General features: G+C 67.3%; 25 protein-coding genes and 1 tRNA gene. 14 read left to right on the forward strand and 12 right to left on the reverse strand.

The window, feature by feature from the left end; all coding sequences use genetic code 11:
* Positions 1-5: 5 nt before the first annotated feature.
* The 3 genes from AC50X9_RS06695 to AC50X9_RS06705 all read right to left on the reverse strand — a co-directional run bounded on the left by AC50X9_RS06695 (position 6) and on the right by AC50X9_RS06705 (position 2181).
* On the reverse strand, positions 6-350 hold the full coding sequence (locus tag AC50X9_RS06695; protein ID WP_494891613.1) for a GNAT family N-acetyltransferase: 345 nt from the start codon (positions 348-350) through the stop codon (positions 6-8).
* Positions 347-1720 (reverse strand): acyltransferase family protein, encoded by a 1374-nt coding sequence (locus tag AC50X9_RS06700; RefSeq protein WP_494891615.1) that lies wholly within the window; start codon positions 1718-1720, stop codon positions 347-349. The genes AC50X9_RS06695 and AC50X9_RS06700 overlap by 4 nt, the downstream gene beginning before the upstream one ends.
* 203 nt (positions 1721-1923) lie before the next feature.
* Complete coding sequence (locus AC50X9_RS06705) at positions 1924-2181, reverse strand: metal-sensitive transcriptional regulator (RefSeq protein WP_494891616.1); 258 nt, start codon at positions 2179-2181, stop codon at positions 1924-1926.
* Positions 2182-2418: 237 nt separating this feature from the next.
* Between AC50X9_RS06705 and AC50X9_RS06710 the strand changes: the two genes are divergently transcribed.
* The 5 genes from AC50X9_RS06710 (at position 2419) to AC50X9_RS06730 (ending at position 5837) form a co-directional block, all read left to right on the forward strand.
* The gene (locus AC50X9_RS06710; protein ID WP_494891618.1) at positions 2419-3285 is read left to right on the forward strand and encodes an SGNH/GDSL hydrolase family protein; all 867 of its coding nucleotides are present in this window, start codon (positions 2419-2421) and stop codon (positions 3283-3285) included.
* A gap of 96 nt (positions 3286-3381) precedes the next feature.
* The gene (locus AC50X9_RS06715; protein WP_463883029.1) at positions 3382-3591 is read left to right on the forward strand and encodes a dodecin; all 210 of its coding nucleotides are present in this window, start codon (positions 3382-3384) and stop codon (positions 3589-3591) included.
* 128 nt (positions 3592-3719) lie between these two features.
* Entirely contained in the window at positions 3720-4691 is a 972-nt protein-coding gene (locus AC50X9_RS06720) for an aldo/keto reductase (protein ID WP_494891620.1), read from the forward strand.
* Between the two features lie 213 nt (positions 4692-4904).
* Positions 4905-5168: a GlsB/YeaQ/YmgE family stress response membrane protein gene (locus AC50X9_RS06725; protein WP_494891622.1), complete on the forward strand. Its 264-nt coding sequence runs from the start codon at positions 4905-4907 to the stop codon at positions 5166-5168.
* Positions 5169-5285: 117 nt separating this feature from the next.
* Complete coding sequence (locus tag AC50X9_RS06730; RefSeq protein ID WP_494891624.1) at positions 5286-5837, forward strand: hypothetical protein; 552 nt, start codon at positions 5286-5288, stop codon at positions 5835-5837.
* A gap of 19 nt (positions 5838-5856) precedes the next feature.
* On the opposite strand, the gene AC50X9_RS06735 is transcribed toward AC50X9_RS06730, so the two are convergent.
* Positions 5857-6669 carry a putative protein N(5)-glutamine methyltransferase gene (locus AC50X9_RS06735; RefSeq protein WP_494891626.1) on the reverse strand — a complete coding sequence of 271 codons (813 nt, stop codon included), beginning with the start codon at positions 6667-6669 and terminating at the stop codon, positions 5857-5859.
* Positions 6670-6913: 244 nt separating this feature from the next.
* Positions 6914-7933 carry a PHP domain-containing protein gene (locus AC50X9_RS06740; protein WP_494891628.1) on the reverse strand — a complete coding sequence of 340 codons (1020 nt, stop codon included), beginning with the start codon at positions 7931-7933 and terminating at the stop codon, positions 6914-6916.
* Between the two features lie 179 nt (positions 7934-8112).
* Here AC50X9_RS06740 and AC50X9_RS06745 point away from each other — a divergent pair, with 179 nt between their 5' ends.
* Positions 8113-9282, forward strand: a complete 1170-nt coding sequence (locus tag AC50X9_RS06745; protein ID WP_494891630.1) for a GGDEF domain-containing protein — start codon at positions 8113-8115, stop codon at positions 9280-9282.
* 31 nt (positions 9283-9313) lie between these two features.
* On the opposite strand, the gene AC50X9_RS06750 is transcribed toward AC50X9_RS06745, so the two are convergent.
* The 3 genes from AC50X9_RS06750 to AC50X9_RS06760 form a co-directional block, all read right to left on the reverse strand.
* A complete protein-coding gene (locus AC50X9_RS06750; RefSeq protein ID WP_494891632.1) occupies positions 9314-9574 on the reverse strand; it encodes a hypothetical protein in 261 nt (86 codons plus the stop codon).
* Between the two features lie 79 nt (positions 9575-9653).
* The gene (locus AC50X9_RS06755) at positions 9654-10151 is read right to left on the reverse strand and encodes a MarR family winged helix-turn-helix transcriptional regulator (RefSeq protein WP_494891634.1); all 498 of its coding nucleotides are present in this window, start codon (positions 10149-10151) and stop codon (positions 9654-9656) included.
* A 124-nt stretch (positions 10152-10275) separates the two neighbouring features.
* Positions 10276-10348 (reverse strand) — tRNA-Lys (locus tag AC50X9_RS06760).
* Positions 10349-10538: 190 nt separating this feature from the next.
* On the opposite strand from AC50X9_RS06760, the gene AC50X9_RS06765 reads away from it, so the two are divergent.
* From AC50X9_RS06765 to AC50X9_RS06775, 3 genes are all read left to right on the forward strand, one after another.
* Positions 10539-11195 (forward strand): hypothetical protein, encoded by a 657-nt coding sequence (locus tag AC50X9_RS06765; protein ID WP_494891636.1) that lies wholly within the window; start codon positions 10539-10541, stop codon positions 11193-11195.
* Positions 11196-11485: 290 nt separating this feature from the next.
* Positions 11486-12103 (forward strand): DUF47 domain-containing protein, encoded by a 618-nt coding sequence (locus tag AC50X9_RS06770; RefSeq protein WP_494891638.1) that lies wholly within the window; start codon positions 11486-11488, stop codon positions 12101-12103.
* A 1-nt stretch (position 12104) separates the two neighbouring features.
* Positions 12105-13121, forward strand: a complete 1017-nt coding sequence (locus AC50X9_RS06775; protein WP_494891640.1) for an inorganic phosphate transporter — start codon at positions 12105-12107, stop codon at positions 13119-13121.
* 143 nt (positions 13122-13264) lie between these two features.
* Here the strand turns inward: AC50X9_RS06775 and pstB are convergent, their stop codons facing one another.
* From pstB to pstS, 4 genes are all read right to left on the reverse strand, one after another.
* Positions 13265-14044, reverse strand: a complete 780-nt coding sequence (pstB, locus tag AC50X9_RS06780; RefSeq protein ID WP_494891642.1) for a phosphate ABC transporter ATP-binding protein PstB — start codon at positions 14042-14044, stop codon at positions 13265-13267.
* 55 nt (positions 14045-14099) lie between these two features.
* Positions 14100-15209, reverse strand: coding sequence for a phosphate ABC transporter permease PstA (gene pstA / locus AC50X9_RS06785; protein WP_494891644.1), 1110 nt, complete (start codon positions 15207-15209; stop codon positions 14100-14102).
* Positions 15210-16142 carry a phosphate ABC transporter permease subunit PstC gene (gene pstC / locus AC50X9_RS06790; RefSeq protein WP_494891646.1) on the reverse strand — a complete coding sequence of 311 codons (933 nt, stop codon included), beginning with the start codon at positions 16140-16142 and terminating at the stop codon, positions 15210-15212.
* 141 nt (positions 16143-16283) lie between these two features.
* Entirely contained in the window at positions 16284-17405 is a 1122-nt protein-coding gene (gene pstS, locus AC50X9_RS06795) for a phosphate ABC transporter substrate-binding protein PstS (RefSeq protein ID WP_494891648.1), read from the reverse strand.
* Between the two features lie 255 nt (positions 17406-17660).
* Between pstS and AC50X9_RS06800 the strand changes: the two genes are divergently transcribed.
* From AC50X9_RS06800 to AC50X9_RS06820, 5 genes are all read left to right on the forward strand, one after another.
* A complete protein-coding gene (locus tag AC50X9_RS06800; RefSeq protein WP_494891653.1) occupies positions 17661-18788 on the forward strand; it encodes an FUSC family protein in 1128 nt (375 codons plus the stop codon).
* Between the two features lie 63 nt (positions 18789-18851).
* On the forward strand, positions 18852-20225 hold the full coding sequence (gene radA / locus AC50X9_RS06805; protein ID WP_494891658.1) for a DNA repair protein RadA: 1374 nt from the start codon (positions 18852-18854) through the stop codon (positions 20223-20225).
* A 100-nt stretch (positions 20226-20325) separates the two neighbouring features.
* Positions 20326-20640: an SHOCT domain-containing protein gene (locus AC50X9_RS06810; RefSeq protein ID WP_494891660.1), complete on the forward strand. Its 315-nt coding sequence runs from the start codon at positions 20326-20328 to the stop codon at positions 20638-20640.
* Entirely contained in the window at positions 20640-22154 is a 1515-nt protein-coding gene (locus AC50X9_RS06815; protein ID WP_494891662.1) for a multicopper oxidase family protein, read from the forward strand. Before AC50X9_RS06810 ends, AC50X9_RS06815 begins: the two co-directional genes overlap by 1 nt.
* A 31-nt stretch (positions 22155-22185) precedes the next feature.
* Positions 22186-22821: a class I SAM-dependent methyltransferase gene (locus AC50X9_RS06820; protein ID WP_494891664.1), complete on the forward strand. Its 636-nt coding sequence runs from the start codon at positions 22186-22188 to the stop codon at positions 22819-22821.
* Positions 22822-22885: the final 64 nt, after the last annotated feature.

Here is a 22885-nt window from a genome sequence, read left to right on the forward strand (position 1 = left end):
CGCTCTCAGGCTCCGGCCGGGGGGTGCTCGGGCCAGTCGATGTACTGGTTGTAGGCGTCGTGCTTGCGCAGATAACGATACATAAAGGGGCAGTTCGGGATGATCCTCTTGCCGGACGCCACCACGTCATCGAGCGCGAAGTGGGCCAGCACCTTGCCCAGCCCCTGGCCCTGGAACTCCTCCGCCGTGTCGGTGTGGATGAAGTCGATATGGCCGGGCTCGTCGATGAATCGGATCTGGACGGCAAGCTTGTCGCCGACACGGAGCTCGTAGCGGTGCAGCTCATCATTGCGGGTGGTGGAAACGTCCGGGCTGAACGTGTCTTCAGTGGCTGCAGAGTTCTCCGTCATGGTTCGACATTGGCACTTAAAGGCGGGCGTGGCAATGGCGGGCCCGATCCGCCGACGCCGTGACCAGCCGCGAACGTGGCCGGAATCCGCCCCAACAACAGCACGGCGAACGCGAAACACGCCGCTCCCCCGCCGAGCAGGCCGACGTTGAGCCCGTTGAGGGCGGCATCTGCCATCGGGACATAGACGACGACGGCGGCCGTCACCACCGCGGCCGCCGGACGGGGCCGGGTGGCGGCCGTCACCACCGCGGCCGCCGGACGGGGCCGGGTGGCGGCCGCCGCCGTCGGACGTTCCTCAAGCCGTCCAAAAAGTGCCAGCACGGGAAGCAGCATGCCGATCAGTGCCAGCAGCACGAGTGGCCGCCCCCACCACCAGGGTGCGGTTCCCCCTGCCGGCTGCGGAAAGTCGGTCAGCAGCAGCAGCCCGGACAGCGCCGCGAGCAGCGGCAGGTGCCAGAGGTAGACGGTCATGGACCGCCGCCCGGCTACGGCCAGGAAACCCCGCACTGCCGCGAGCGAGCCCAGGACCGCCAGCAGGGGCCGCAGGAGCTGCAGGGCCGCGGCCTGCGAGACTCCGAGCAGCAACAGGGCCAGGTTGGGCGGATTGAGGTTCACCAGCATGTTCCCGGGGTACAGCCCCAGCCACACGAGCAGGCCCAGCAGCAGGTTGCTTGCCAGGATGAGGACCGCCAGGGCAGGGCGGCCGGGAGCCGCCGGTCCGCCGTCGGCGAGGAAGAATCCGAGCTGCTGCACGGCACACCACAGAAGGATTATGTTGAGGTACGCCAGCGGCGGCATGGCCCCCCGCAGGCAATCGACAGTCACTACCAGCGAGACCAGGGCTGCCAGCGTCAGCCAGGGCGCCCGGGCGTGCAGCCGGGCAAGCAAAGGGAGGTTCAGCTGCGCCGCGAGGTACGCGGCGAGGAACCACAGCGGCATGCCTGCGCCGGCAGCCAGCAGCTGGATGACCTGCGGGTCCACACCGGCGAGCCGCGCCGCCGAGAGCCCGGTGAACATGATCGCGAGCAGCACAGCGGCCGGGCGGATGAGCCGAAGCATCCGGGCCTGAATGAAGTCGAAGGCGCTGCCGCCGCGGGCGCTGAGGCGGCGCCAGGACTGCAGGCCGGTGATGCCCCCGAGGACGAAAAACAGCGGCATGACCTGCAGGACCCAGACGACCGGTTCGAACCAGCGCTGGTTGCCGAGGGTGTTCTCGGAGGTCACGGTTCCGTCGGGTTGCAGCTCGGGGCTGACCATCATGGTGTGCGCCACCACCACGAGCGCAAGGCAGACGAACCTGGCGAGATCGATCACCGGGTCGTGGCCGGGACGCACCGCCTGCCCGTCCGTTCGCTGCCGTGGAACCATGGAGCCCCTTAAGGAACTTGTCAGCACCCGCTTGGGCGGATGCTGCTGTGTTGCTCCATTGTCGGCCTTGTCCGGTCAGGCGGCCAGTACCGTCGGTCCTGTCGAGGTTGCCTGCTGCCCCCAGCGCCGCAGGCAGGTGGCTGGGACAAAACAGTCCGGCTAGGGCGCCTGAGCCGCGGCCCAGGCGCTGGCCAACCCGTGGATCAGGCGAGCGAGAGGAAGAGCTTCTCGAGTTCGGCCCGGTCCAGGCTCGGGTCCTCCTGCTTCATGCACTGCTGCAGGCCGGTGGCGATGATCGAGAATCCGGCCTTGTCCAGCGCGCTCGAAACAGCCGCCAGCTGGGTCACGACGCTCTTGCAGTCGCGGCCCTCTTCGATCATCCGGGTCACGGCGGCCAGCTGCCCCTGGGCGCGGCGCAGCCGGTTGATAACGGGCTTCATGTCGGCGGGATCGAGTTCCATGTGTTCCTCCGGGAGTTGCAGGGCTAGCCTCCATGATATACCCCCCTACGTATAAGGACCAGCTGACGGTCTGCTACCACGGGCCTGTCGACACCTGCGCTTCCGCCACCCCGGCCTTCCAGCGCTGGCCTCAGTGCCGGCCTCAGTGCCGGCCTCAGTGCCGGCGCGTCCGAAGGCCGCCCTGCTAGGGACCAAAGTACCTACCGGAGGCCGAATATTCGGCGTATTGCTGGGGATGTGAACGCCGCCGGTTTCTTGGATCCTGGCGCCGGGGGGTCCGGCACCGATGGCCGCGCCACGGGTCGGGGCGCGCGCCGGTACCTGGGCCCAAATGCCGGACTGTGGAGCCGCTACGTCGCGATGGGGGATTCGTTCACGGCGGGCATCGGGGACCCGGAACCGCTGAGTCCCGGCGGTGTGAGGGGCTGGGCGGACCGCATCGCCGAGGAACTCAGCGGCGGGAGGCCGGATTTCCGGTACGCCAACCTCGCGGTCAGCGGCCTGCTTCTGAGCGAGATCCTCGACCGGCAACTCGGCCCCGCGATCGCGCTGAAGCCGGATCTGGTCACTCTCTCGGCTGGCGGAAACGACCTTGTTTTTCACCGGAGCGACCCCGACCGGCTGGCTGCTACCCTGGACGCCGCGGTGGCCATGCTCGGCGCCACCGGCGCCACGATCGTCCTGTTCACCGGCCCCGACTGGCGCGACACGCCGCTGCTGGGCCACAACCGGGGAAGGGTCGCCGTCTTCAACGAGAACATCCGGACCATCGCCGCCCGCCACCACGGTGTCATCGCTGATCTCTGGGCCTTGCGGCAGCTCTCGGACCCGCGTATGTGGGACCCTGACCGCCTGCACTTCTCGCCGATGGGACACCACACCATCGCGGCCATGGTGCTGGAGTCCCTGAGCGTCCCGCACACCCTGAGCCCGCTGGAGCCCAAGCCCATGCCCGCCGGAAGCTGGCGGGACAGCAAGGCCGGTGACATCGCCTGGTTCACCAACTACCTGCTCCCCTGGATGGTCAGCCGCGTCCACAAGCGATCTGACGACCCGCCGCTGGCGCCCAAACGCCCGGAACCGGGGCCGGTCTCCGGATCCTGAGAGGCAGCCTCCCGCCCCTAGTCCCGCCGCGATCTGTCCGCTAATCTGCAGGAACGGCCCACTGCCGGGTATCGATGGCGATCACGAGGAGCGAAGTTGCCTAATCACACTTACAGCATTTCTGAAATTGTCGGAACGTCGAACGAAGGTATCGATGCTGCCGTCCGCAATGGCATCGCAGAGGCGGCCAAGACTTTGCGGAACCTCGACTGGTTTGAGGTTAAGGAAGTCCGCGGACACCTCGAAAACGGCGAGGTCGCCGATTGGCAGGTAACTATCAAGCTCGGCTTCCGCTTGGAACGCTAGGCTCCGACGCCGGCCGCCCGGGCACGTCCGGTCTTTTACCCCTCCCGGTCACCGGGTGCGTCGGCGCGAAGGCGTCGACTCACCCGGTGACCGGGTCCGCCTGTTCCGCACCCCGGGAAGGACCCCGCGTGCAGTACACGCAACTCGGCCGCTCCGGCCTGAAAGTCTCCAGGCTTTGCCTCGGAACTATGAACTTCGGCCCGCACACCGAGGAAGCGGACGCCCATTCGATCCTGGACTCAGCGTTGGACTCCGGCGTCAATTTCGTCGACACCGCCAATGTCTACGGCGGCACCGGCCACCGGGGCCGGACCGAAGAAGTCATCGGCCGCTGGTTCGCCGCCGGAGGTGGGCGACGGGATCGGACCGTGCTGGCGACGAAGCTCTATGGCTCCATGTCGGACCGGCCGAACGAGTCGAGGCTCTCCGCCCTGAACATCCGACGCGCCCTGGACGCGAGCCTGAAGCGGTTGCAGACGGACTACATCGATCTCTACCAGTTCCACCACGTGGACCGGAAAACCCCGTGGGAAGAGATCTGGCAGGCCATCGACGTCGCAGTCCAGCAGGGCAAAATCCTGTACTCGGGCAGCAGCAACTTCGCCGGCTGGCACATCGCCCAGGCGCAGGAAGCTGCCGCCCGCCGCCACAGCAACGGCCTCGTCAGCGAGCAGTCGATCTACAACCTGCTGACCCGTGCCGTGGAGCTGGAGGTCATACCGGCTGCACAGCACTACGGGCTGGGGCTGATTCCCTGGTCACCGCTGCAGGGCGGGCTGCTCGGCGGTGTGCTCAAGCAGGGGCGGGCCGGGGTGCGCCGCGCCGAGGGCCGCGCCCTGGAGACGCTGAAAAAGCACCAGGAACAGCTCCGCCGGTACGAGGATTTCGCGGACGAGCTTGGCCGGGAACCCGGGGACATTGCCCTGGCCTGGCTACTGCACCAGCCCGCCGTGACCGCCCCGATCGTGGGCCCCCGCACCCAGGACCAGCTTGACGCCGCCCTCCGCGCCGTGGACTTGTCCCTGGACCCGGGTGCGCTGCAGCGACTCGACGAAATCTTCCCGGGCCACCGGACAGCACCGGAGGACTACGCATGGTGACCGAGTATGGACCGGCGCCGCGGACGGGATGCCTAAGAATCAGGAAAAGAGCCTGCAGATCTGTCCCGACGGGCCGAAAGGAGTCGCCACACGGAATGCTTTTCAGCTCCTGACTGGCTCTTTTATACTAAGCATGATTAGTATTGAGGCAGAAGGATGAAGCGCACCCGGCAACCCGGGTGTCTCCTCAATGAAAGAAGAAGGAACAACAAAATGGGTTTTCTCGGATTTCTGCTTCTGGGTCTTATCGCCGGCGCGATTGCGAAGGCAATCCTTCCGGGCAAGCAGGGTGGCGGCATCTTCATTACGCTGCTCCTCGGCGTCGTAGGCGCCCTGCTGGGCGGCTTCATTGGCAGCGCACTCTTCGGTGTGAGCATCAATGAGTTCTTCTCGCTCTCCACTTGGCTGCTGGCCATCGGCGGTGCGATCATCGTCCTGCTGGTTTACGGCATGATCACCAAGCGTTCAGTCCGCTAAGACTGACGCGACCGAAAGCCGGTCCCGGGACTTCCCGGGGCCGGTTTTTTGGCAAACGGCACCAACAACTTTTAGCGACCACCCTCTTAAAGAAACACCAATGAGCAGGAGGACAGCATGAAAGGCAAACTTCTATTCGGAGTCGGCATCGCGGCTGGCTACGTTTTCGGGTCAAGGTCCGGGCGGGCAGCCTACGAGAAGCTCAAGGCACGCGCGGCAGCACTATGGGAAAGCAAGCCGGTCCAGGACAAGGTGGCTGCGGCAACCGAGGCTGTCAAAGAAAAGGCACCCGAGGTGACCGAACATCTCGGCGAGGCGGCCCGGCGGGCCGGAACGGTGATCAGTTCCGCCGTCCACCGTGACAACTCCCCCACGGGGACAACCGGCGCAGCAACCGGCGCCGCCACCTCCGGCTCGACAACAGCCGGCGCCGGCCAGCCAGGCAGCACTGGCGCCGCGGCTGCCGATACCGGCATCCCCGCGCACAGCACCCACCCGGAGACGGTGAACCTTGGTACGTCTTCTTCGGCCGGTTCCACCGTGCCCGCCGCGTCCGACGTCGAGTCCGACCCTGCGCTCAACGACCAGCAGGGCCAGGACTGGTCCGACGAAGGCGGGGCCACCCCGGCCGGCGCGGCAACCAACGTCGATCCCAACAAGATTCCCTAGCTCCACCGGTCCGCTTTCGTTAGACCGCCGCAGCAACTGCTGTTCCGATGACAACGGTGGCGCCCAGTTCTGCGGAGTTCGCCACCCGGGCCGTGAGCCCGTTGCGGAGGAACAGTTCGACGGTCCGCGGCGCCTGCCGCCGGCTCGTCTCGATCAGCAGAAATCCGCCCGGCGCCAGCCAATGCCGCGCCGCGGCGGCCACGCGCCGCTGCACGTGAAGCCCGTCTTTACCGCCGTCGAGGGAAACCCTCGGCTCGTAAAGGCGGGCTTCCTGCGGCAGGGTGGCCATCTCGGCCGAAGGGACATAAGGGGCATTGACGGCGAGAATGTCGACCTTCCCCAGCAGCCGTCCCGGGAGGGCCTGGTAGAGGTCCCCTTCGTGGACCTCACCGCCGAAAGCCACGACGTTGCGGGCCGCGCACGCTACAGCGGCGGGGTCGACGTCGGAGGCGTGAAGCTCCAGCGGGCTGGCCAGCACCGCGAGCGCGGTTCCGACAGCCCCCGACCCGCAGCACAGGTCGACGACGACGGGAACCGTCGCGGCGCCGCGGGATTCGGCGAGGAGCCGTTCGGCCTGCCGGACGAGGAACTCGGTCCGGCGGCGGGGCACAAAGACTCCGGCGTCCACTGCGATCCGAAGTCCGCAAAACTCCGCCCAGCCCAGAAGGTGCTCGAGCGGCAGGCCGGACACCCGCTGCTCCACGAGGGCCTCCAGTTGATCAGGCGTGGTGGCGGACGCGGACAACAGCCGGGCCTCCTCCTGGGCAAAGACGCAGCCGGCAGCCCGGAGGCGGGCGACAACGGAGCTTTCGGGCTCAGCTCGGACCGTCATGCCAGGGACCCCCCCCTCCCGCTTGCCGTACCGGAATCCCATGCTATCGAAACGGCCGCCGGGGGGACATGCCCATTCCTCACGCCCAGGACCGGGCAGAACGGGGTTATGTCCATCCCTCCCCGCGGCCGGAGGGCATGTTCGGAGGTAGGCAGCAGGGCTCGGGCCACGGGGGTAGGCAGCGGGGCGTGGGCCACGGGGGTAGGCAGCGGGGCGTGGCTGGGCAGGGCGCCAGGGCGGGCACTCAGCGCCCCGAGGCCGCCCACTCCAGCAGGCGGTCCAGGGGCCAGGTCGTGACGATCCGGTCCGCCGGCACAGTATTGTGTTCCGCGCGCTCGGCACCGTACTGCAGAAAATCGAGCTGGCCCGGGGCATGGGCGTCGCTGTCGATGCTGAAGAGGCATCCGGCGTCGAGGGCCAGTTCGATGAGGTCGTCCGGCGGGTCCTGGCGTTCCGGGCGGGAATTGATTTCGACGGCGACATTGTTCTCCGCGCAGGCGGCGAAGACCTCTTCGGCGTTGAACTCCGACGGCGGACGGGTGCCACGGCCGCCTTGGACGAGGCGGCCCGTGCAGTGGCCAAGCACGTTGGTGTGCGGGTCAGCGATCGCGCCAAGCATCCGGCGCGTCATGGTTCCTCTGTCCGAGCGGAGCTTCGAATGAACGCTGGCGACCACGATATCCAGCCGGTCGAGCATTTCCGGCGTCTGGTCCAGGGTGCCGTCCTCGAGGATATCGACCTCGATGCCACGCAGCAGGCGGAAGCCGCCGCCGCCGGCATTGATTTCGTCGATGGCGCCGAGCTGGTCCGCCAGCCGCCCGGCGCTAAGCCCGTTGGCGATCTTGAGGTTGGGGGAATGATCGGTCAGGGCGAGATACTCGCGGCCGAGCAGTCGGGCGGCGTCCACCATGGCCCCGATCGGGGACCCGCCGTCGGACCAGTCGCTGTGGCTGTGCAGGTCGCCGCGGAGTGAGGCAAGCAGCTCATGCCCTCCCGGCACCAGCGGCCCGGTCCCCCGGTTCCGCAGTCCACTCAGGTATTCGGGCACGTCGCCGTCGAGCGCTTCCCGGATCACCTGGAATGTCCGGTCGCCGATCCCTTTGGTCCTTTTGAGCCGTCCGTCCCCGGCTCGTGCCGCAAGTTCCTCCGGCTGCAGGTCTGCGATGATTCCGGCGGCCTTGCGGAACGCCTGAATCTTGAACGTCGGGGCAAGCTCGCGTTCCAGCCAGAAGGCAATCTCATTGAGGGCGTCGACGGCATCCATTGCACCATCTTCCACCCCCGGCCGGCGCCGTGGGACCCCCGGCAGCGCCCAAATGTCGAGCGGCATGCCTGCCAGCCGGGCCTCTTCTGAGAGACTTGTCCCGGCCGGGGCCTGATCCGGCGGGAAACTACGCGTGGCGGTCCTGGGGAGGACCGCCAAGCAGCAGGGATTCATCGACTATGGTGCTGCTCGACCGGTCAACCCTCATGGTGGTCTTCGCCGTGATGACGCTGACAATGCTGGTCCTTTTCTACTTCGATACCTACCGCAAGAGCCATGCGCCGTTTGCCGCCTGGTGGTGCGGGGCCGTCGCGTCCTTCTTCCTGGCCGCCGTCTTCTATTTCCTGGGCGAGGTCCAGGAAGTAGCCTGGGCCCCCAGCGTGGGAAACGGTGTGATGGTGCTTGGCTCCGGGTGCGTCTGGGCCGGAACCAGGTCATTGGCCGGTCGTCGGGTCCGGCCCGTTCTGCTGGCGATCCCGGCGGCGGCGGCCGTGGCCATTGACGCCACCGTCCGCTACTCCGACAACGCCCGGGTCGGCAGCATTGTCCTGCTGGCGCTGATGGGGACAGCCGTCGGTCTCGCCTCGGTGGAGCTGTGGCGGGAGCGTGCGGTGTCCTGGCATCTTGTCCGGTCCCTCGCCGTCGCATCTGCCGGCGGTGCTGTGTACTACCTGAGCCGAATGGTGGGGCTGGCGGTGCTCGGGCCCGAGGATCCGCTGTTCCAGGTGCTGTTCGGCACCGGAGTGACCCTGCTGATGGCCATGGTCCTGCTGGTGGTCGTCTCGTCCAGTATCACGTCGCTGAACAACACCCGCCAAACCGAGAATCTGCAGGAACGGGCCTCGCGGGACGGGCTCACCGGGCTGCTCAACCGGGCGGAGTTCATGCAGCAGGCCCAGCGCCGGCTCCGGGCCACCCTCGCGGGCGGCGGCGGAGCTGCCATTGTGATGGCGGACCTGGACCGCTTCAAAGCCATCAACGACCGGTTCGGCCACGAAGCCGGCGACGGCGTCATCCGGGCGTTCGCCGAAGCCTGCCGGGCAGCAGTGCGGGAGGACGATCTGGTGGGCCGCTACGGCGGCGAGGAATTTGCGTTGCTGCTCAACGGCGTCGACGCCGAAGAAGGAGCAAGGATCGCCGACCGGATCAACGCCGCTCTGGCCGGCCACAGTGCACTGCCCGACGGAGTAACTGCGCCGACGGCGAGCTTCGGCGTGGTCGACGCGCGCGACCGGCACGCAGGGCTGCCCCGCCTGCTCCGGGAAGCAGACCGCGCCCTGTACGACGCGAAGGCGGCCGGCCGCAACCGGGCAGTGATCGGTTCTTCGGCGGGCAGCCAGGCGTCCTGATCCGCCCGCGGCAGCGTCTCGAACCGGGGACTTAGCGGCTGAGCCTCGACGAGAAGCTCGAGGGCTGAACGATTCCGTCCAGCTGGAAGCCGCAGGTGCAGCGCCAGAGCGGTGGCAACTCCGCCGCGGCTTCGGCTGGGGCCAGGGAGTACACGGTCATAAATGCAGCGGCCGGCGTCGTCCATTCCATCGGCACCCCGCAGTGGACCGGCGCGGCCAGGGCAAGTGCGGGAGACGGGTCGGCAGGCGCGTAGTCGGCGACAGCGGTGCCGGAAAAACGGAGATTAGCCATATTTAGTAAGCATACATATAAATAGGCTGGCTAGCGAGCCTTGGGACAATCAGGCCTCAGTCCCGGGGCTCTGCAACGGTCAGTCTCGCGGCTCCGCAACGGCTTCACTCATCCGCCGCAGGAAGCTGACCACGACCCGCGCCTCCGCGGCGCTGAGTTCCTCCGCGACGGCCATCATCCGGCGGTGCATGTCACCGAGGGTGGCCCGGACCTCCGAATCCGAATCCGCCGTGGGAACGATCACCAGTGAGCGCCGGTCCGTGGGATGGGGTTCGCGGCGGACATGGCCGCTGCCCACCAGCCGGTCGAGCAACGAGGTGGTGGAGGCCGTGGTAATCCCCAGGACGCGGCTCAGGTCCTTGGGTCCGACCCGCTCGCCGTCCGCCTGAGCGCGCAGCAGGTACCTCAGTGCCAGCAGATCCGTTTCGCCCATTCCCATCGAATCCCTTGTGGAGCGGCGGCGGGCGACTTCCACGTTGCGGTATTCACGCAGGGCCTGCAGGACGGCGCCGGGCGGGTCGAGCCTGTCGTCGGGTCCATACCAGTACCCGGAGCCGGAGGGGCTGTGCGCGTTCATCCGGCCATCCTAGCCGACCTGATATCTGGAATTTCGTGGGATTTCTGCGCTGCGCCGGGGTGACAAAAACCCCCGGCACCCTGTCGCCAGGATGCCGGGGGTTGTCCACTCTTCGCTAAAAGAGTGGGCCCTGTGGGGATCGAACCCACGACCCACGGATTAAAAGTCCGATGCTCTACCAACTGAGCTAAAGGCCCCAGCCGAATGCCTGAAACTGCGGATAAATCCACACCTCCAAGGCCGATCAGCCCAGTCCATTTCTGAACGTTAATACTGTACCCCAGACCGGCGGTCGTTTTTCGCATATGGCGCGGGCGCCGCCGTCGCGCGCTGTCGCCTGCCGGGAACGCGCTCGATTCCCTGACAGCACAGGAGTAGCGTGGTGGCATGAGCGAGCAAGCAGGATCCAGCGCCCCCGGACCGCACCGGCACCACAAGCCGAAGGCCTTCGCCCCCATGGACTTTGAGCCTTTCGCGGGCGGCGCCGATCCTGCCCGCATCTCCGAGGCCGCCCACCTCGCCGCCCAGGCCCTCGTGCGCCGCGGACGCGACAGCGACGACCCCGTCGTGACCAAGCGGCTGGTGAAGCTCGCCGACGAACAGGGCCTGGAGGCCATCGCCGAAATGTGGGCCGAAAGCCCGGCACGCTCGCTCCCGGGAGCCCTCTGGCGGCTCTATGCCATCCGCGCCGCCACGATCCAGGACCCCGAGCGGATCTCCGTCTACTTCAAGGCCGGCAAGGACACCGCCCAGGTCTCGCATGTGGTGGCCGGCGCCGCAGAGCCGCCCGGCGCGGACGAGATGAAGTTGATGGCCGACGCCATCCTCTCGGGCGCGTTCGACGGCGAGTTCGACGTCGCGCTGGAACGCTCTGCCGCGTTCTGCCGTGTCGTGGCGCTGGGCCAGGCCACTCTGGCCGACGGCGCCGAGCACAGCAACGAGAACCACGCGAGCAAGCTCACCCGCAACTCGCACCTCCTGGTCAAGACCGCCGAAGACCTGGAACATGCCGCCAACGCGTGGCGTCTGGGCGAACTGGACTGAGGCGTCGGCACCCCCGCGGCACCGCAACGCACGCGACCCACTGACTGTCAATGTTGACTTGTCCCCAACCACGTAGAAAACTAAAAGCGGTGCCGAACCGCGAAACCCCCGGGCTTCAACATCTAGCCGCCTAGAGCGGCCTACCGCCGAGAGGCGTATCCGGTTCGGCACCATCTTCATGCCCGCTTCCGGCCAGACGATAAAGTAATATCTATGCACGGGACTTCATCACCTCTCAGGCCCGGCAGACAACCCCCGTGCACGTCCTCCCCGAAGACCGGTAATCACACGTGAAGCTGCGCCTTTTCCCCCAGGAGCCCGCCGGGCTGAAACTCCTTGCCCAGCTGGCCAACCAGATAATGCTGGCCACCGGCACCCTCTCGGAGATCCTTGGCGCGCCGGCCAGCGAGAATGCCCGGCTGGTGGAGGACATGCATAACCATGAGGCGAAGTCCGCAGAGCTGCACTTCGCGCTGCTGACCCATATGCGGACGTCCTTCGTGAACCCGCTCCCCCGCGAGGACATGTACACGCTCTCGCTGTTCCTCAACAATGCGATGGAAAAACTCGATGCCGCCGCGGAGCTAGTATCCCTCTACAAGCTGGACCGCCTGCCCAAACGCGCCGCCGACCAGCTGGAAATCATCAGCAGGCAGGCCGAACTCACCGTGGACGCCATGCGGAACCTCGACAACCTGGACGACCTCGAGGACTACTGGATCGAGGTCCTCCGCCTCGCCAAGCGCGCAGAACGAACCCACCGGGTCTGGGTGGCGGACATGCTCACGGAGATGAAGTGGACCCCGTACGCGCGCAACCGTGACATCGCCGAGCAGCTGGTAGGGGTCACCAGGGACATGCGTCGGATTGCGACCCAGGTGGGCAGCATCATCGTCAAGGAATCCTGACGTGATCGTTTTCCTGTTTGTCCTGGTGGTCGCCTTCGCCGGGGCATTCGCCTTTCTCAACGGCTTCAGGGACGCATCTGCGGCGGTGGCGCTGGCCGTCCGGACCCGCGCGCTCACGCCCACCGTCGCGGTACTGCTGGCCGCGTTATTCAATTTCGTCGGCGCCGGGTTGAGCGCCGGCTTTGCCCTGGCCGTCAGCCAGACCTGGGTCCGGCTGCCCAGCGGAGGAAACGGGCTGAGCATCCTGATGGCGGGGCTGGCCAGTGCCGTGCTGTGGGCCGTCTACACCTGGTGGCGGGGCATCCCGTCCTCCTCCACGCACGCCCTGGTTGGCGGGCTGGCCGGAGCCGGGCTCGCCAGCGTAGCCATCGGCGGGGGCGCCGTCGGAGGCGTTGACGCCTCCCTGCTGTTCCAGGTGGTGCTGCCGCTCCTGCTGTCGCCCGCGATAGCCTTTGCCGGCGCGTACCTGCTGGTCTGGCCCGCCACCTGGGTCGCGCGGTACACCCCGCCTAACGTCGTCAACAGCCGTGCGCGCCGCGCCCAGAGCATTGCCGTGGGCGCCGTGGCGTTCGCCCACGGCCTCCAGGACGGCCAGCGCACCAGCGCCGTCCTGATCCTTGCGCTGGTTGCGTCCGGGCTGTCCGACGGCGGCGAAATGCCGGTCTGGGTGGCGCTGTTCACCGCGGCACTGCTGGCCGCCGGGACGCTGGCCGGCGGCTGGCGCATTTCCTATACGATCGGCAACCGGCTGATCCGGATGGATCCCCTGCGCGGCTCCGTGGCGCAGCTGTTCAGCTCGGCTGTCCTGCTGGTGGGCGCTGTGGGGCTGCACTGGCCCATCTCCACCACGCACGCCGTCACCTCGGCGGTCTTGGGTTCCGGAGCCAACCAGAGGTTCCCCGCCACCAACCGCAAGGTGCTAATCCGGGTCCTGATGTTCTGGCTGATAACACCGATCGTCACCGCGGCGGCGGCGTTCGTGCTGGCCCTGTCCCTGTCGCCGCTTGCGAAGTTCTAGGCCCGCGACGCCCCAGGAGCGCGGGGTCCGTGTGGCGCGGACTCACCGGCACGGCGCCTAAAGACCCATCCGTTGCTCCGCAGGCGCCCTTTTGAGCCCTCAAAAGGGCGGCTACGGAGCAGTCGACGGGGTTTAGCGGGTGTTTAGCCGAAGCGGCCTGAGACGTAGTCCTCGGTGGCCTTCTCGGTCGGGTTGCTGAAGATCGTGTGCGTGTCACCGTATTCGATCAGCTTGCCCGGCTTTCCGGTGCCCGCGATGTTGAAGAACGCGGTCTTGTTCGACACACGCGCGGCCTGCTGCATGTTGTGCGTCACGATCACCACGGTGTAGTCATCCTTGAGCTCATTGATGAGGTCCTCTATGGCCAGCGTGGAAATCGGGTCCAGGGCCGAGCAGGGCTCGTCCATCAGGATCACCTGTGGTTCGACCGCGATGGCCCGGGCGATGCAGAGCCGCTGCTGCTGGCCGCCGGACAGGCCGGAGCCGGGCTTGTTCAGCCGATCCTTGACCTCGTTCCAGAGGTTGGCTCCCTGCAGGGAGCGTTCCACCAGCACGTCGGCCTCGCCCTTGGAGATCTTCTGGTTGTTCAGCTTCACGCCGGCCAGCACGTTGTCGCGGATGGACATCGTAGGGAACGGGTTGGGCCGCTGGAAAACCATACCGATCTGCGAGCGGACGTTGACCGGGTCCACGCCGGGGCCGTACAGGTTGTCGCCGTCGAGCAGCACCTCGCCTTCGACGCGGGCGCCGGGGATCACCTCGTGCATCCGGTTGAGCGTGCGCAGGAAGGTGGACTTGCCGCAGCCGGAGGGCCCGATGAAGGCCGTGACGGACTTGGGCTCGATGTTGATGTTAACGTCTTCGACGGCCAGGAATTTGCTGTAGTAGACGTTCAGGTCTTTGACGTCGATGCGCTTAGACATGATGTTCCTTCACTTGCTGGAGGTACGGGCTGAAGATTTGGGTCGCCGGTGCTGGCTAGCGGCCGGTCTTGGGGGCGAAGGCGCGAGCGATAAGGCGTGCGCCGAAGTTGAGCAGCATGACCAGGATGATGAGCACGAGGGCGGCTCCCCAGGCGCGCTGGGAGGACGGGTCCGGGTTGGACGGCGAGGTGGGGTTAAGGATCTGAGTGTAGATGAAGGTCGGCAGCGAGGCCATCCAACCGCCGAACACGTTGTTGTTGATCGAGGTGGCAAAGCCCGCGGTCACCAGGATCGGTGCGGTTTCGCCGATCACCCGGGCGATCGCGAGCGTGACACCGGAGGCAATGCCGGAAATCGCCGTCGGGATGACCACTTTGATGATGGTCCGCCATTTCCTGACGCCGAGGGCGTAGGCGGCCTCGCGGAGTTCGTTCGGGACGATCTTGAGCATCTCCTCGCTGGAGCGAACCACAACCGGGATCATCAGCACGGACAGCGCGACGGCAGCGACGGCACCGGTTTTGGTGCCCGGTCCGACGACAGCGAAGAAAAATGCTGCGGCGAAGAGGCCGGCCACAATCGAGGGAATGCCGGTCATGACGTCCACGAAGAAAGTGATGGCTCGGGCAAGCGGCCGGTCGTTGCCATACTCCACCAGGTAAATGGCGGTCATCAGACCAACAGGGACCGAGATGAGGGTTGCCAGCAGGGTCATTTGCACGGTGCCAACGAGGGCGTGGAAGATGCCGCCGACCACCGGCGTGCCCTCCTCGACACTCTTGTTATCAAAGGCGCCGGTGACGCCATTCATCGAGGTGGTCAGGAAGCCGGGGTCCATAAGGCCGGGAAGCCCGTTGACCAGGACGGTCCAAATGACGGAGATCAGCGGCAACAGCGCCACCAGGAACGCGCCGATAACCAGGCTGCTGGCCAGTTTGTCTTTGGCCCGGCGCGAGCCCTCCACGACGGCACTCCAGCCGACAAGGCCCGCGGCAAAGAGGATGGCGGAGACGATTCCCCAGCCCAGGGCGTTGAAGCCGATCAGTGCCATAAAAGCCGCGCCGAGAATCAGGGCGATGCCCAGGAGCAGGTAGGGGGCCCACTTCGGCAGTTGGCCCTTAGTGAGGGCCGAGCGCTTCTTGACGGGGGTCAGGGTGGTGGTCATTTAGTTGGCTCCCGAGAATTCTTTATGCCGGCTGATGATCCAGCGCGCGATCATGTTCACGCCGAGGGTGATGACGAACAGGACCAGGCCGGCCGCAATCAGCGTGTTCACCTTCAGGCCGCTGGCCTCGGGGAAGTTCAGTGCGATTTCGGCGGCGATGGTCTGGTTGCCGGACTGGATGAGGCTCGCGGTCAGTACGCCGGAGGACAGCACGAGCGCGACGGCCATGGTCTCGCCAAGGGCGCGGCCCAGGCCCAGCATGACGGCACTCACGATTCCGGGGCGGCCGAACGGAAGCACGGCCATCTTGATCATTTCCCAGCGGGTGGCGCCGAGCGCCAGAGCGGCTTCTTCGTGCAGCTTGGGGGTCTGCAGGAAGATTTCCCGGGTCAGCGACGTGATGATCGGCAGGATCATGACGGACAATACGATTCCAGCGGTCAGAATGGTCTTGCCGGTGGCGGAGGCGGGGCCCTGGAAAATCGGCAGCCAGCCCATGTTGTCGGCCAGCCAGTTGTAGGCCGGCGAGATTTCCTTGGCCAGGAAAGCGGCGCCCCAGGCACCGTAAACCACCGAGGGGATCGCGGCGAGCAGATCGATCACGTATCCCAGGCCGGAGGCGAGCCTGCGCGGGGCGAAGTGCGAGATGAAAAGTGCGACGCCGATCGCGACCGGCGTCGCGATCGCAAGGGCGATGAGAGCCGCGATCAGGGTGCCAATGACGATCGGCCAGATGTAGGCGAAAAAGCCTTCACCACCCTGGATCTTTTCCGGGGAGGCCACGAGGGCGGGGAAGGCCTGGATGACAAGGAAGAGCGCCACTCCGAAGAGCACGGCCAGGATCAGGCACCCGGCAGCCAATGTGGCTGCGGAAAAGACCTTGTCTTCGGCGCGGCCCGCGCCCCGGGACGTGGTCAGGGAGGTGGTGGTCACTACACGATCCTTCAGATCTTAGGTACTTCGGACAAACGAGTAGGTTCCCTGCCCCGGTGTGGCCGTCGATGACAGGCGGACCGGGACAGGGAACCAGGATCAGGCTGGTGTTTCCACTATGCCTTGGAGGCTAGGTTTTCCCTAGGACTTGACCTTGATGGACTCAATGGACTTAAGGGCCTTGTCCTGCAGGGTCTTGGACAGCGGAGCGGACTTGGCGGCCTCAGCGGCTGCCTTCTGCCCGGCGTCCGAGACGACGTAGCTTTCGAAAGCCTTCACGAGATCCACGGTCTTCTGGTCGGCGTAGGTGCTGCAGACGACGTGGAAGGAAACCAGGACAACCGGGTAGGCGCCAGCGATCGTGGTCGCGCGGTCCAGCTTGATGGACAGGTCGTTGGCGTTGCGACCCTCAACCGGCTTGCCGGCGTCGACTGCCTTCGCAGCAGCCTCGGCGGAGATCTTCGTGAAGGTTTCGCCCACCTTGATCTGCGCGACACCCAGCTTGCCGCTGACGGCAGAGTCGTCGGCGTAGGTCACGGCGCCCGGGGTGTCAGTTACGGTCTTGACCACGCCGGAGGTGCCCTTGGCGTTCTCGCCCTGGAGGCTCGCGGGCCAGATGCCGGAGGCCTTGTCCGTCCATGCCTCGGGGGCTGCAGCGGCCAGGTATTCGGTGAAGTTGGTCGTGGTGCCGGAGTCATCCGAGCGGTTGACCGGGGTAACAGCGAGGTCCGGGAGCGTGACGCCCGCGTTCAGGGCGGCGATCGCGGGATCGTTCCACTTGGCGATTTCGCCGCGGAAAATCTTGGCAACGGTGACGGCGTCGAGGTTCAGTTCCTTGATGTCGGGCAGGTTGAAGGCCACGGCGATCGGGGAGATGTAGACCGGAATGTTCAGGGCACCGTCGGGACCGCACTGGGTGGTGGAGCCGGCGTACTCTTCGTCCTTCAGGAAGGCGTCGGAGCCGCCGAACTGGGCGGAGCCGTCGACGAGGGCCTTGCGGCCTGCGCCGGAGCCGTCCGGGGAGTACTGCACGGTGGCACCCGGGTTCGCTGAGGCGAAGTTGGTCTTCCACACGTCCATTGCAGCGCCCTGCGCGGATGAACCGATGCCGGTCAGCGTGCCCGTAACCTGGGCGCCCGAGGCGGACGGCGCGGCGGACGGGGCCGTGTTGGTTGCATTGTCCGAACCGCAAGCGGTCAGCGCGAGAGCGCTAGCTGAAATGACAGCGATAGCCGCGTTGCGGCCGAAGCGGAGTGCCTTCACTGAGATGTACCCCTTCCAGGGATTTTCTATGCGTACCGGGCCGGGAGAAGGCCGGGCAGGGGATGCGTACGGTTTGTACCTTTAATGAATTTAGGTGCCCCAGATGAAGAGAATTGCCGTCCAGGGTGAACGGACGGTTAACGCCGTGCGGACATTGGCTTACAACCGCCGGGTCCCTATTGCGTAACCTGCGTCACGTCCGTAGGGATTGCGGCGCGTTAAGCAGCGGCAGACCGAACAAATAGACTGGTGCGCATGGCCCCGGCAAATGGACTCTCCGCAAGCGCCCGTTTCCTCCGCGGGCGGGTCCGCACCGGGCTGGTCCGAAGCCGGAACTCCCTCCTGCCGGCCATCCAGATGACCGCCTGCGCAGTCGGCGCCTACGCATTCGCCGAGAACGTTCTGGGCCACAGCGGCCCGCTCTTCGCCGCCACATCCTCGCTCATCTCGCTGGGCTTTTCCCGGGACCCCCGGCTCCGCCGCGTGATCGAGGTCGGTCTGGGCTGCACCATCGGCATCGTGGTCGGCGACCTGCTGCTGCACTGGCTCGGCCCCGGGCTCTGGCAGGCCGCCGTCGTACTGCTGTTCTCGATCCTGCTGGCCCGGTTCCTGGACAGCGGCACGATCTTCACGACCCAGCTGGGGCTGCAGTCGCTGCTGGTGGTGCTGCTGCCGGCCCCGGCCGGTGGTCCGTTCACTCGCAGCATCGACGCCGTCGTGGGCGGGGTGTTCGCCCTGCTGGTGACGTTCCTGGTTCCGAAGGACCCGCGCCGGGAACCCCGCAACGACGTCAAGAAGCTGCTGCACGAGTTCGCCGAGGTGCTGCGCGAGTGCGCCTCCGCGCTGAGCTACAGCGACTCCACCCAGGCCTGGCACGCGCTCATCCGCGGGCGGAACTGCCAGCCGCTCATTGATGCCATGCGGCAGACGCTCCGAAGCTCCGGGGAGGTGGCGACCCTGGCGCCCGCCTACCGCCGGCACCGGGACGAGCTGGACCAGATGGCCCAGTCGCTGGACTACATCGACCTCGCACTGCGCAACAGCCGCGTCTTTGCCCGCCGGCTGACCAGCGCCATCAACCACGCGGCGCTTTCCGACGAGGCCACGCAGAATATCGCCGACGTCCTGCAGGACACGGCCGACGCCGTCGGCGAGCTCTCCCTGGGCCTGGCGGAGGTGCACGACGGCGTCCGCCGCACGCATATGAGGACGGCGCGGGCGGAGCTGCGGGAAGTCGCCGGCCGGCTGCATCCGCGGCTGCTGGACGTGCAGCGGCTCGAGGGCGAAACCGTGGTCATGCTGTACCGTCCGCTGATCGTGGACCTGCTCGAGGCGGCCGGGGTCGACTCCCGGGAGGCCCGGGACATCCTGCCGCCGCTGTAGATGCCGTGAGGCGGGAGCTGGGTTGTCGCTTTTGTTGTCGCTGGGCGCGGATAGGGTGGAGCGATGGCTACCAAGACTTCCCGGACTTCCAAGGCGCCGGGCTACAAATGCGCCGAGTGCGGCTGGACCACAGCCAAGTGGGTGGGCCGCTGCGGCGAGTGCCAGGCCTGGGGAAGCGTGGAGGAAACCGGCGGCGCCGTGGCGCGCACGACGGCGGCCGCCGCCGTCCTGGAGCCGGCCCGCCGGATCTCGGAGGTGGATGCCACGTCCGCGGCTTTCCTGCCCACCGGCGTGGACGAACTGGACCGGGTGCTCGGCGGCGGGCTGGTTCCCGGCGCCGTGATCCTGCTGGCGGGCGAACCCGGCGTCGGCAAATCGACACTCCTGCTGGACGTTGCCGCCAAGTTTGCCCGCACCGCGCAGGACGTCCTCTACATCACCGGCGAGGAATCCGCCGCCCAGGTCAAGCTCCGCGCGGACCGGATCGACGCCGTCGCCGAATCGCTGTACCTCTCCGCCGAAACGGACCTCGGCCAGGCCCTGGGCCAGGTAGAGAAGCTTGAGCCGCGCCTGCTGATCGTGGACTCCGTGCAGACGCTGAGCAGCGCCGACGTCGAGGGCAGCGCCGGCGGCGTCTCGCAGGTCCGCGAGGTCGCCGCTTCCCTCATCGCCGCGGCCAAACGCCGCAATATGACCACCCTGCTGGTGGGGCATGTGACCAAGGACGGTTCCATCGCCGGGCCCCGGCTGCTCGAGCACCTGGTGGACGTCGTGTGCCAGTTCGAGGGCGAGCGCCACTCCCGGCTGCGGCTGCTGCGGGCGGTTAAGAACCGCTACGGCCCCACCGACGACGTCGGCTGCTTCGACCTGAACGAGGACGGCATCGTGGGCCTGGCCGATCCGAGCGGTCTGTTCGTTTCCCGGACCAAGGAACCCGTGTCCGGAACGTGCATCACGGTCACCCTCGAGGGGCGCCGGCCGCTGCTGGCGGAGGTGCAGTCGCTGCTGGCCGAAAGCGCCAACGCGCAGCCCCGCCGGGCCACCAGCGGACTGGACAGTTCCCGGGTGGCCATGCTGCTGGCCGTGCTCCAGCAGCGGGCCGGCTGCCTGCTGAACAAGGACGATTCCTACGTGGCGACTGTGGGCGGCGTGAAACTCAGCGAACCCGCCACGGACCTCGCCGTCGCGCTGGCGGTGGCATCGGCGAAAGCCAGGAAACCCCTGCCGCAGCGGCTTATCGCCTTCGGCGAAGTCGGCCTGGCCGGCGAGGTCCGCCCGGTGCCCGGCATCAACCAGCGGATTCACGAAGCGCACCGGCTGGGGTTTACCCACGCCGTGGTGCCCGCCAGCCCGAACGGGCCGGGACCGGTGCCCGCGGGCTTCTCCGTGCGGGAAGTCGGACACCTGACCGAGGCCCTGGACCTGCTGATCGGCTGAGCTCTGTTTCGCGCCCCGAAAGGCGACTTGGGACTCTAGCCCCGCCGCGGCTTTCGGCGGATCATGGGACCAGATCGGTCGCCCACAAAGGAGATCTGCCATGATGGGATATTACGGTGACGGCTTCGGCTGGATGTGGCTCTGGGGTTTGCTGCTGCTGATCGGAATCGGCGTGCTGGTCCTGCTCGCGGTCCGCCTCTTTGCCGGGGGTGGCCGCGGCGGTCCCGCCCAGTCCGGACGAGCCGGACCCTACGGCACTGCGCCCTATGGCCAGCCAGGGGGTCCCCCAGGCGGCCCCGGATTCCCGAGCGGGAAAAGCCAGGCCCGGCTGATCCTGGATGAGCGCTTCGCGAGGGGCGAACTCAGCGCGGACCAGTACCGCGAGAACCTGAAAGTCCTCGGCGAGGGGACTTGATGCGGCCGGTCAGCCGCCGCGGCGCGTTGCTCCTGGGCGGCCTGGGCACGGCAGCCACGGTGGCGGGCGGCGCCGGGCTGTGGTGGACGTTGGCCTCGACGGAGCGGACCGGCGGCGCAGGTACCGGGTTGGACCCCGGACGCGGTCCCGGGTTGAGCCCCGGGTCAGGTCCGGCACTGCGCAGCCCCGCCGAGCTTCGCAGCACGGACGGCCGGCTGAAGGTCACCCTCGATGCCGGACGCGCACCGGTTGAGCTCGGCGGCCGGTTGGCGAGCCCGCTCTGTTACAACGGGACCCTTCCAGGGCCCACCCTCCGCCTGCGGCCGGGCGATGAGCTCGCCGTCAGGCTCGAGAACCATCTCGCCGAAGCAACGAACCTGCACGTCCATGGCCTGCACGTGAGCCCGGAAGGCAACGGCGACAATGTGTTCCTGGCAGTTCTGCCCGGCACCGGCTTCGACTACAGCTACCGGCTTCCGTCCAACCACCCGCCGGGCGTGTACTGGTACCACCCGCATCACCACGGAATGGTCGCGGGGCAGATTTTCGCCGGACTGTTCGGGGCGATCATCGTGGAGGACCCCGAAGCCATCCCGGTGAGCCGGGAACGGGTGCTGCTGGTCTCGGACACCACCCTGGACCGCAGGGGCAACATCTCCCCACCGTCGCCCATGGAGCGCATGGCGGGCCGGGAAGGTGACCTCCTGCTGCTCAACGGGCAGGTCAGCCCGCTCCTGACGGCCCGCCCGGGGGAACGGGAACGGTGGCGGATCATCAACACCTGCGTGGCCCGCTACCTCCGGCTCCGGCTGGACGGCCAGCGGCTGCAGCTGCTCGGGATGGACTCCGGGCGTTCCGCCGATCCCGAAGCCGTGGACGAACTCCTGCTCGCGCCGGGCAACCGGGCGGACCTGCTGGTGACCGCCGCGGCCGGCGAATCCGTGTTGCGGGCCCTCCCCTATGACCGCGGGGGCATGACCGGAATGATGGGTCGGGGACCGGCCTCCGGCAGCGGGTCGGCCGCGCTGGCGGTGTTACGGGTCGACGGCGAATCCGCCACCCCGCCCGGGGCCGTGGAGACACGGCCTGCCCCGGAGGACCTCCGCACTGCCGCCGTCGCAGCACGCCGGCAGCTCGTCCTGGCCGCGGGCGCGGGATCCGGAGGTATGGGCGGCGGAATGGGCGGCATGATGCGGTTCACCATCAACGGCCGCGAATACAACGAGGCCCGCACCGACACCACCGTCGCAGCCGGAACCGTCGAGGAATGGACATTGATCAACACCAGCCCGATGGACCATCCCATCCACCTTCACGTGTGGCCCATGCAGCTCATCGACGACAACGGCCAGGCCGTCAGTTCCGTGGTCATGCGGGACGTGGTCAACGTGCGGGCCAACGGGCGCGTCACCGTCAGGATCGCGTTCCGCGACTTCAGCGGCCGTTCGGTTTACCACTGCCACATCCTCGATCACGAGGACCTGGGGATGATGGGCGTGATCGAGGTCAAATGAACGCCCCCACGTGGGCTGACGGAAGGAAACCATGCCGGAGGACACTCCCTGCCCTCCCTCGTTCGGGAAATCGTTCGCACGGGTGGGGCCGCGGATGGACGCCCGAGGGGCAGCGGAGCACCGCCGGCGCCTCGTGGCAGCGGCGCACGGCGTCGTCGTCGAGATCGGAGCGGGCTACGGGGCCAGCTTCGCGCACTATCCTCCCGCGGTGACGGGCGTGCTTGCCCTCGAGCCGGACCCCACGCTTCGGGAGCTCGCGCTGGCCGCCGCCAGGCAGGCGCCGGTGCCGGTCACCGTAGCGGACGGCGTGGCCGAATCCCTGCCGGCTCCGGACGGCTCGGTGGACGCCGTCGTTTCCAGCCTGGTCCTGTGCAGCGTGGCGGACCAGTCCATTGCACTGGCGGAGGTGGTACGGGTCCTGCGGCCGGGCGGCCAATTGCTGTTCTACGAGCACGTCCGCTCGGCACACCGCGTGCTGGGCATGGCCGAAGACCTGGTCACGCCGTTGTGGAGCCGGCTGGCAGGCGGCTGCCACCCGAACCGGAACACCACCGCCATGGTCGCCCGGTCAGGTCTCACGGTGCAGGCCCTGGAGCGCTTCGGTTTTTCGGTCCTCCCCGGCAACCCGCGGCTGGCCCACGTTATTGGGGTGGCCTGCAAGCCCTGAGCCCGGACACACGACAGGGGCGCCTGCCCAATGGCAGACGCCCCTGTCGTTAATCAGTCAACCG

It is taken from the genome of Pseudarthrobacter sp. HLT1-3 (assembly GCF_059383535.1).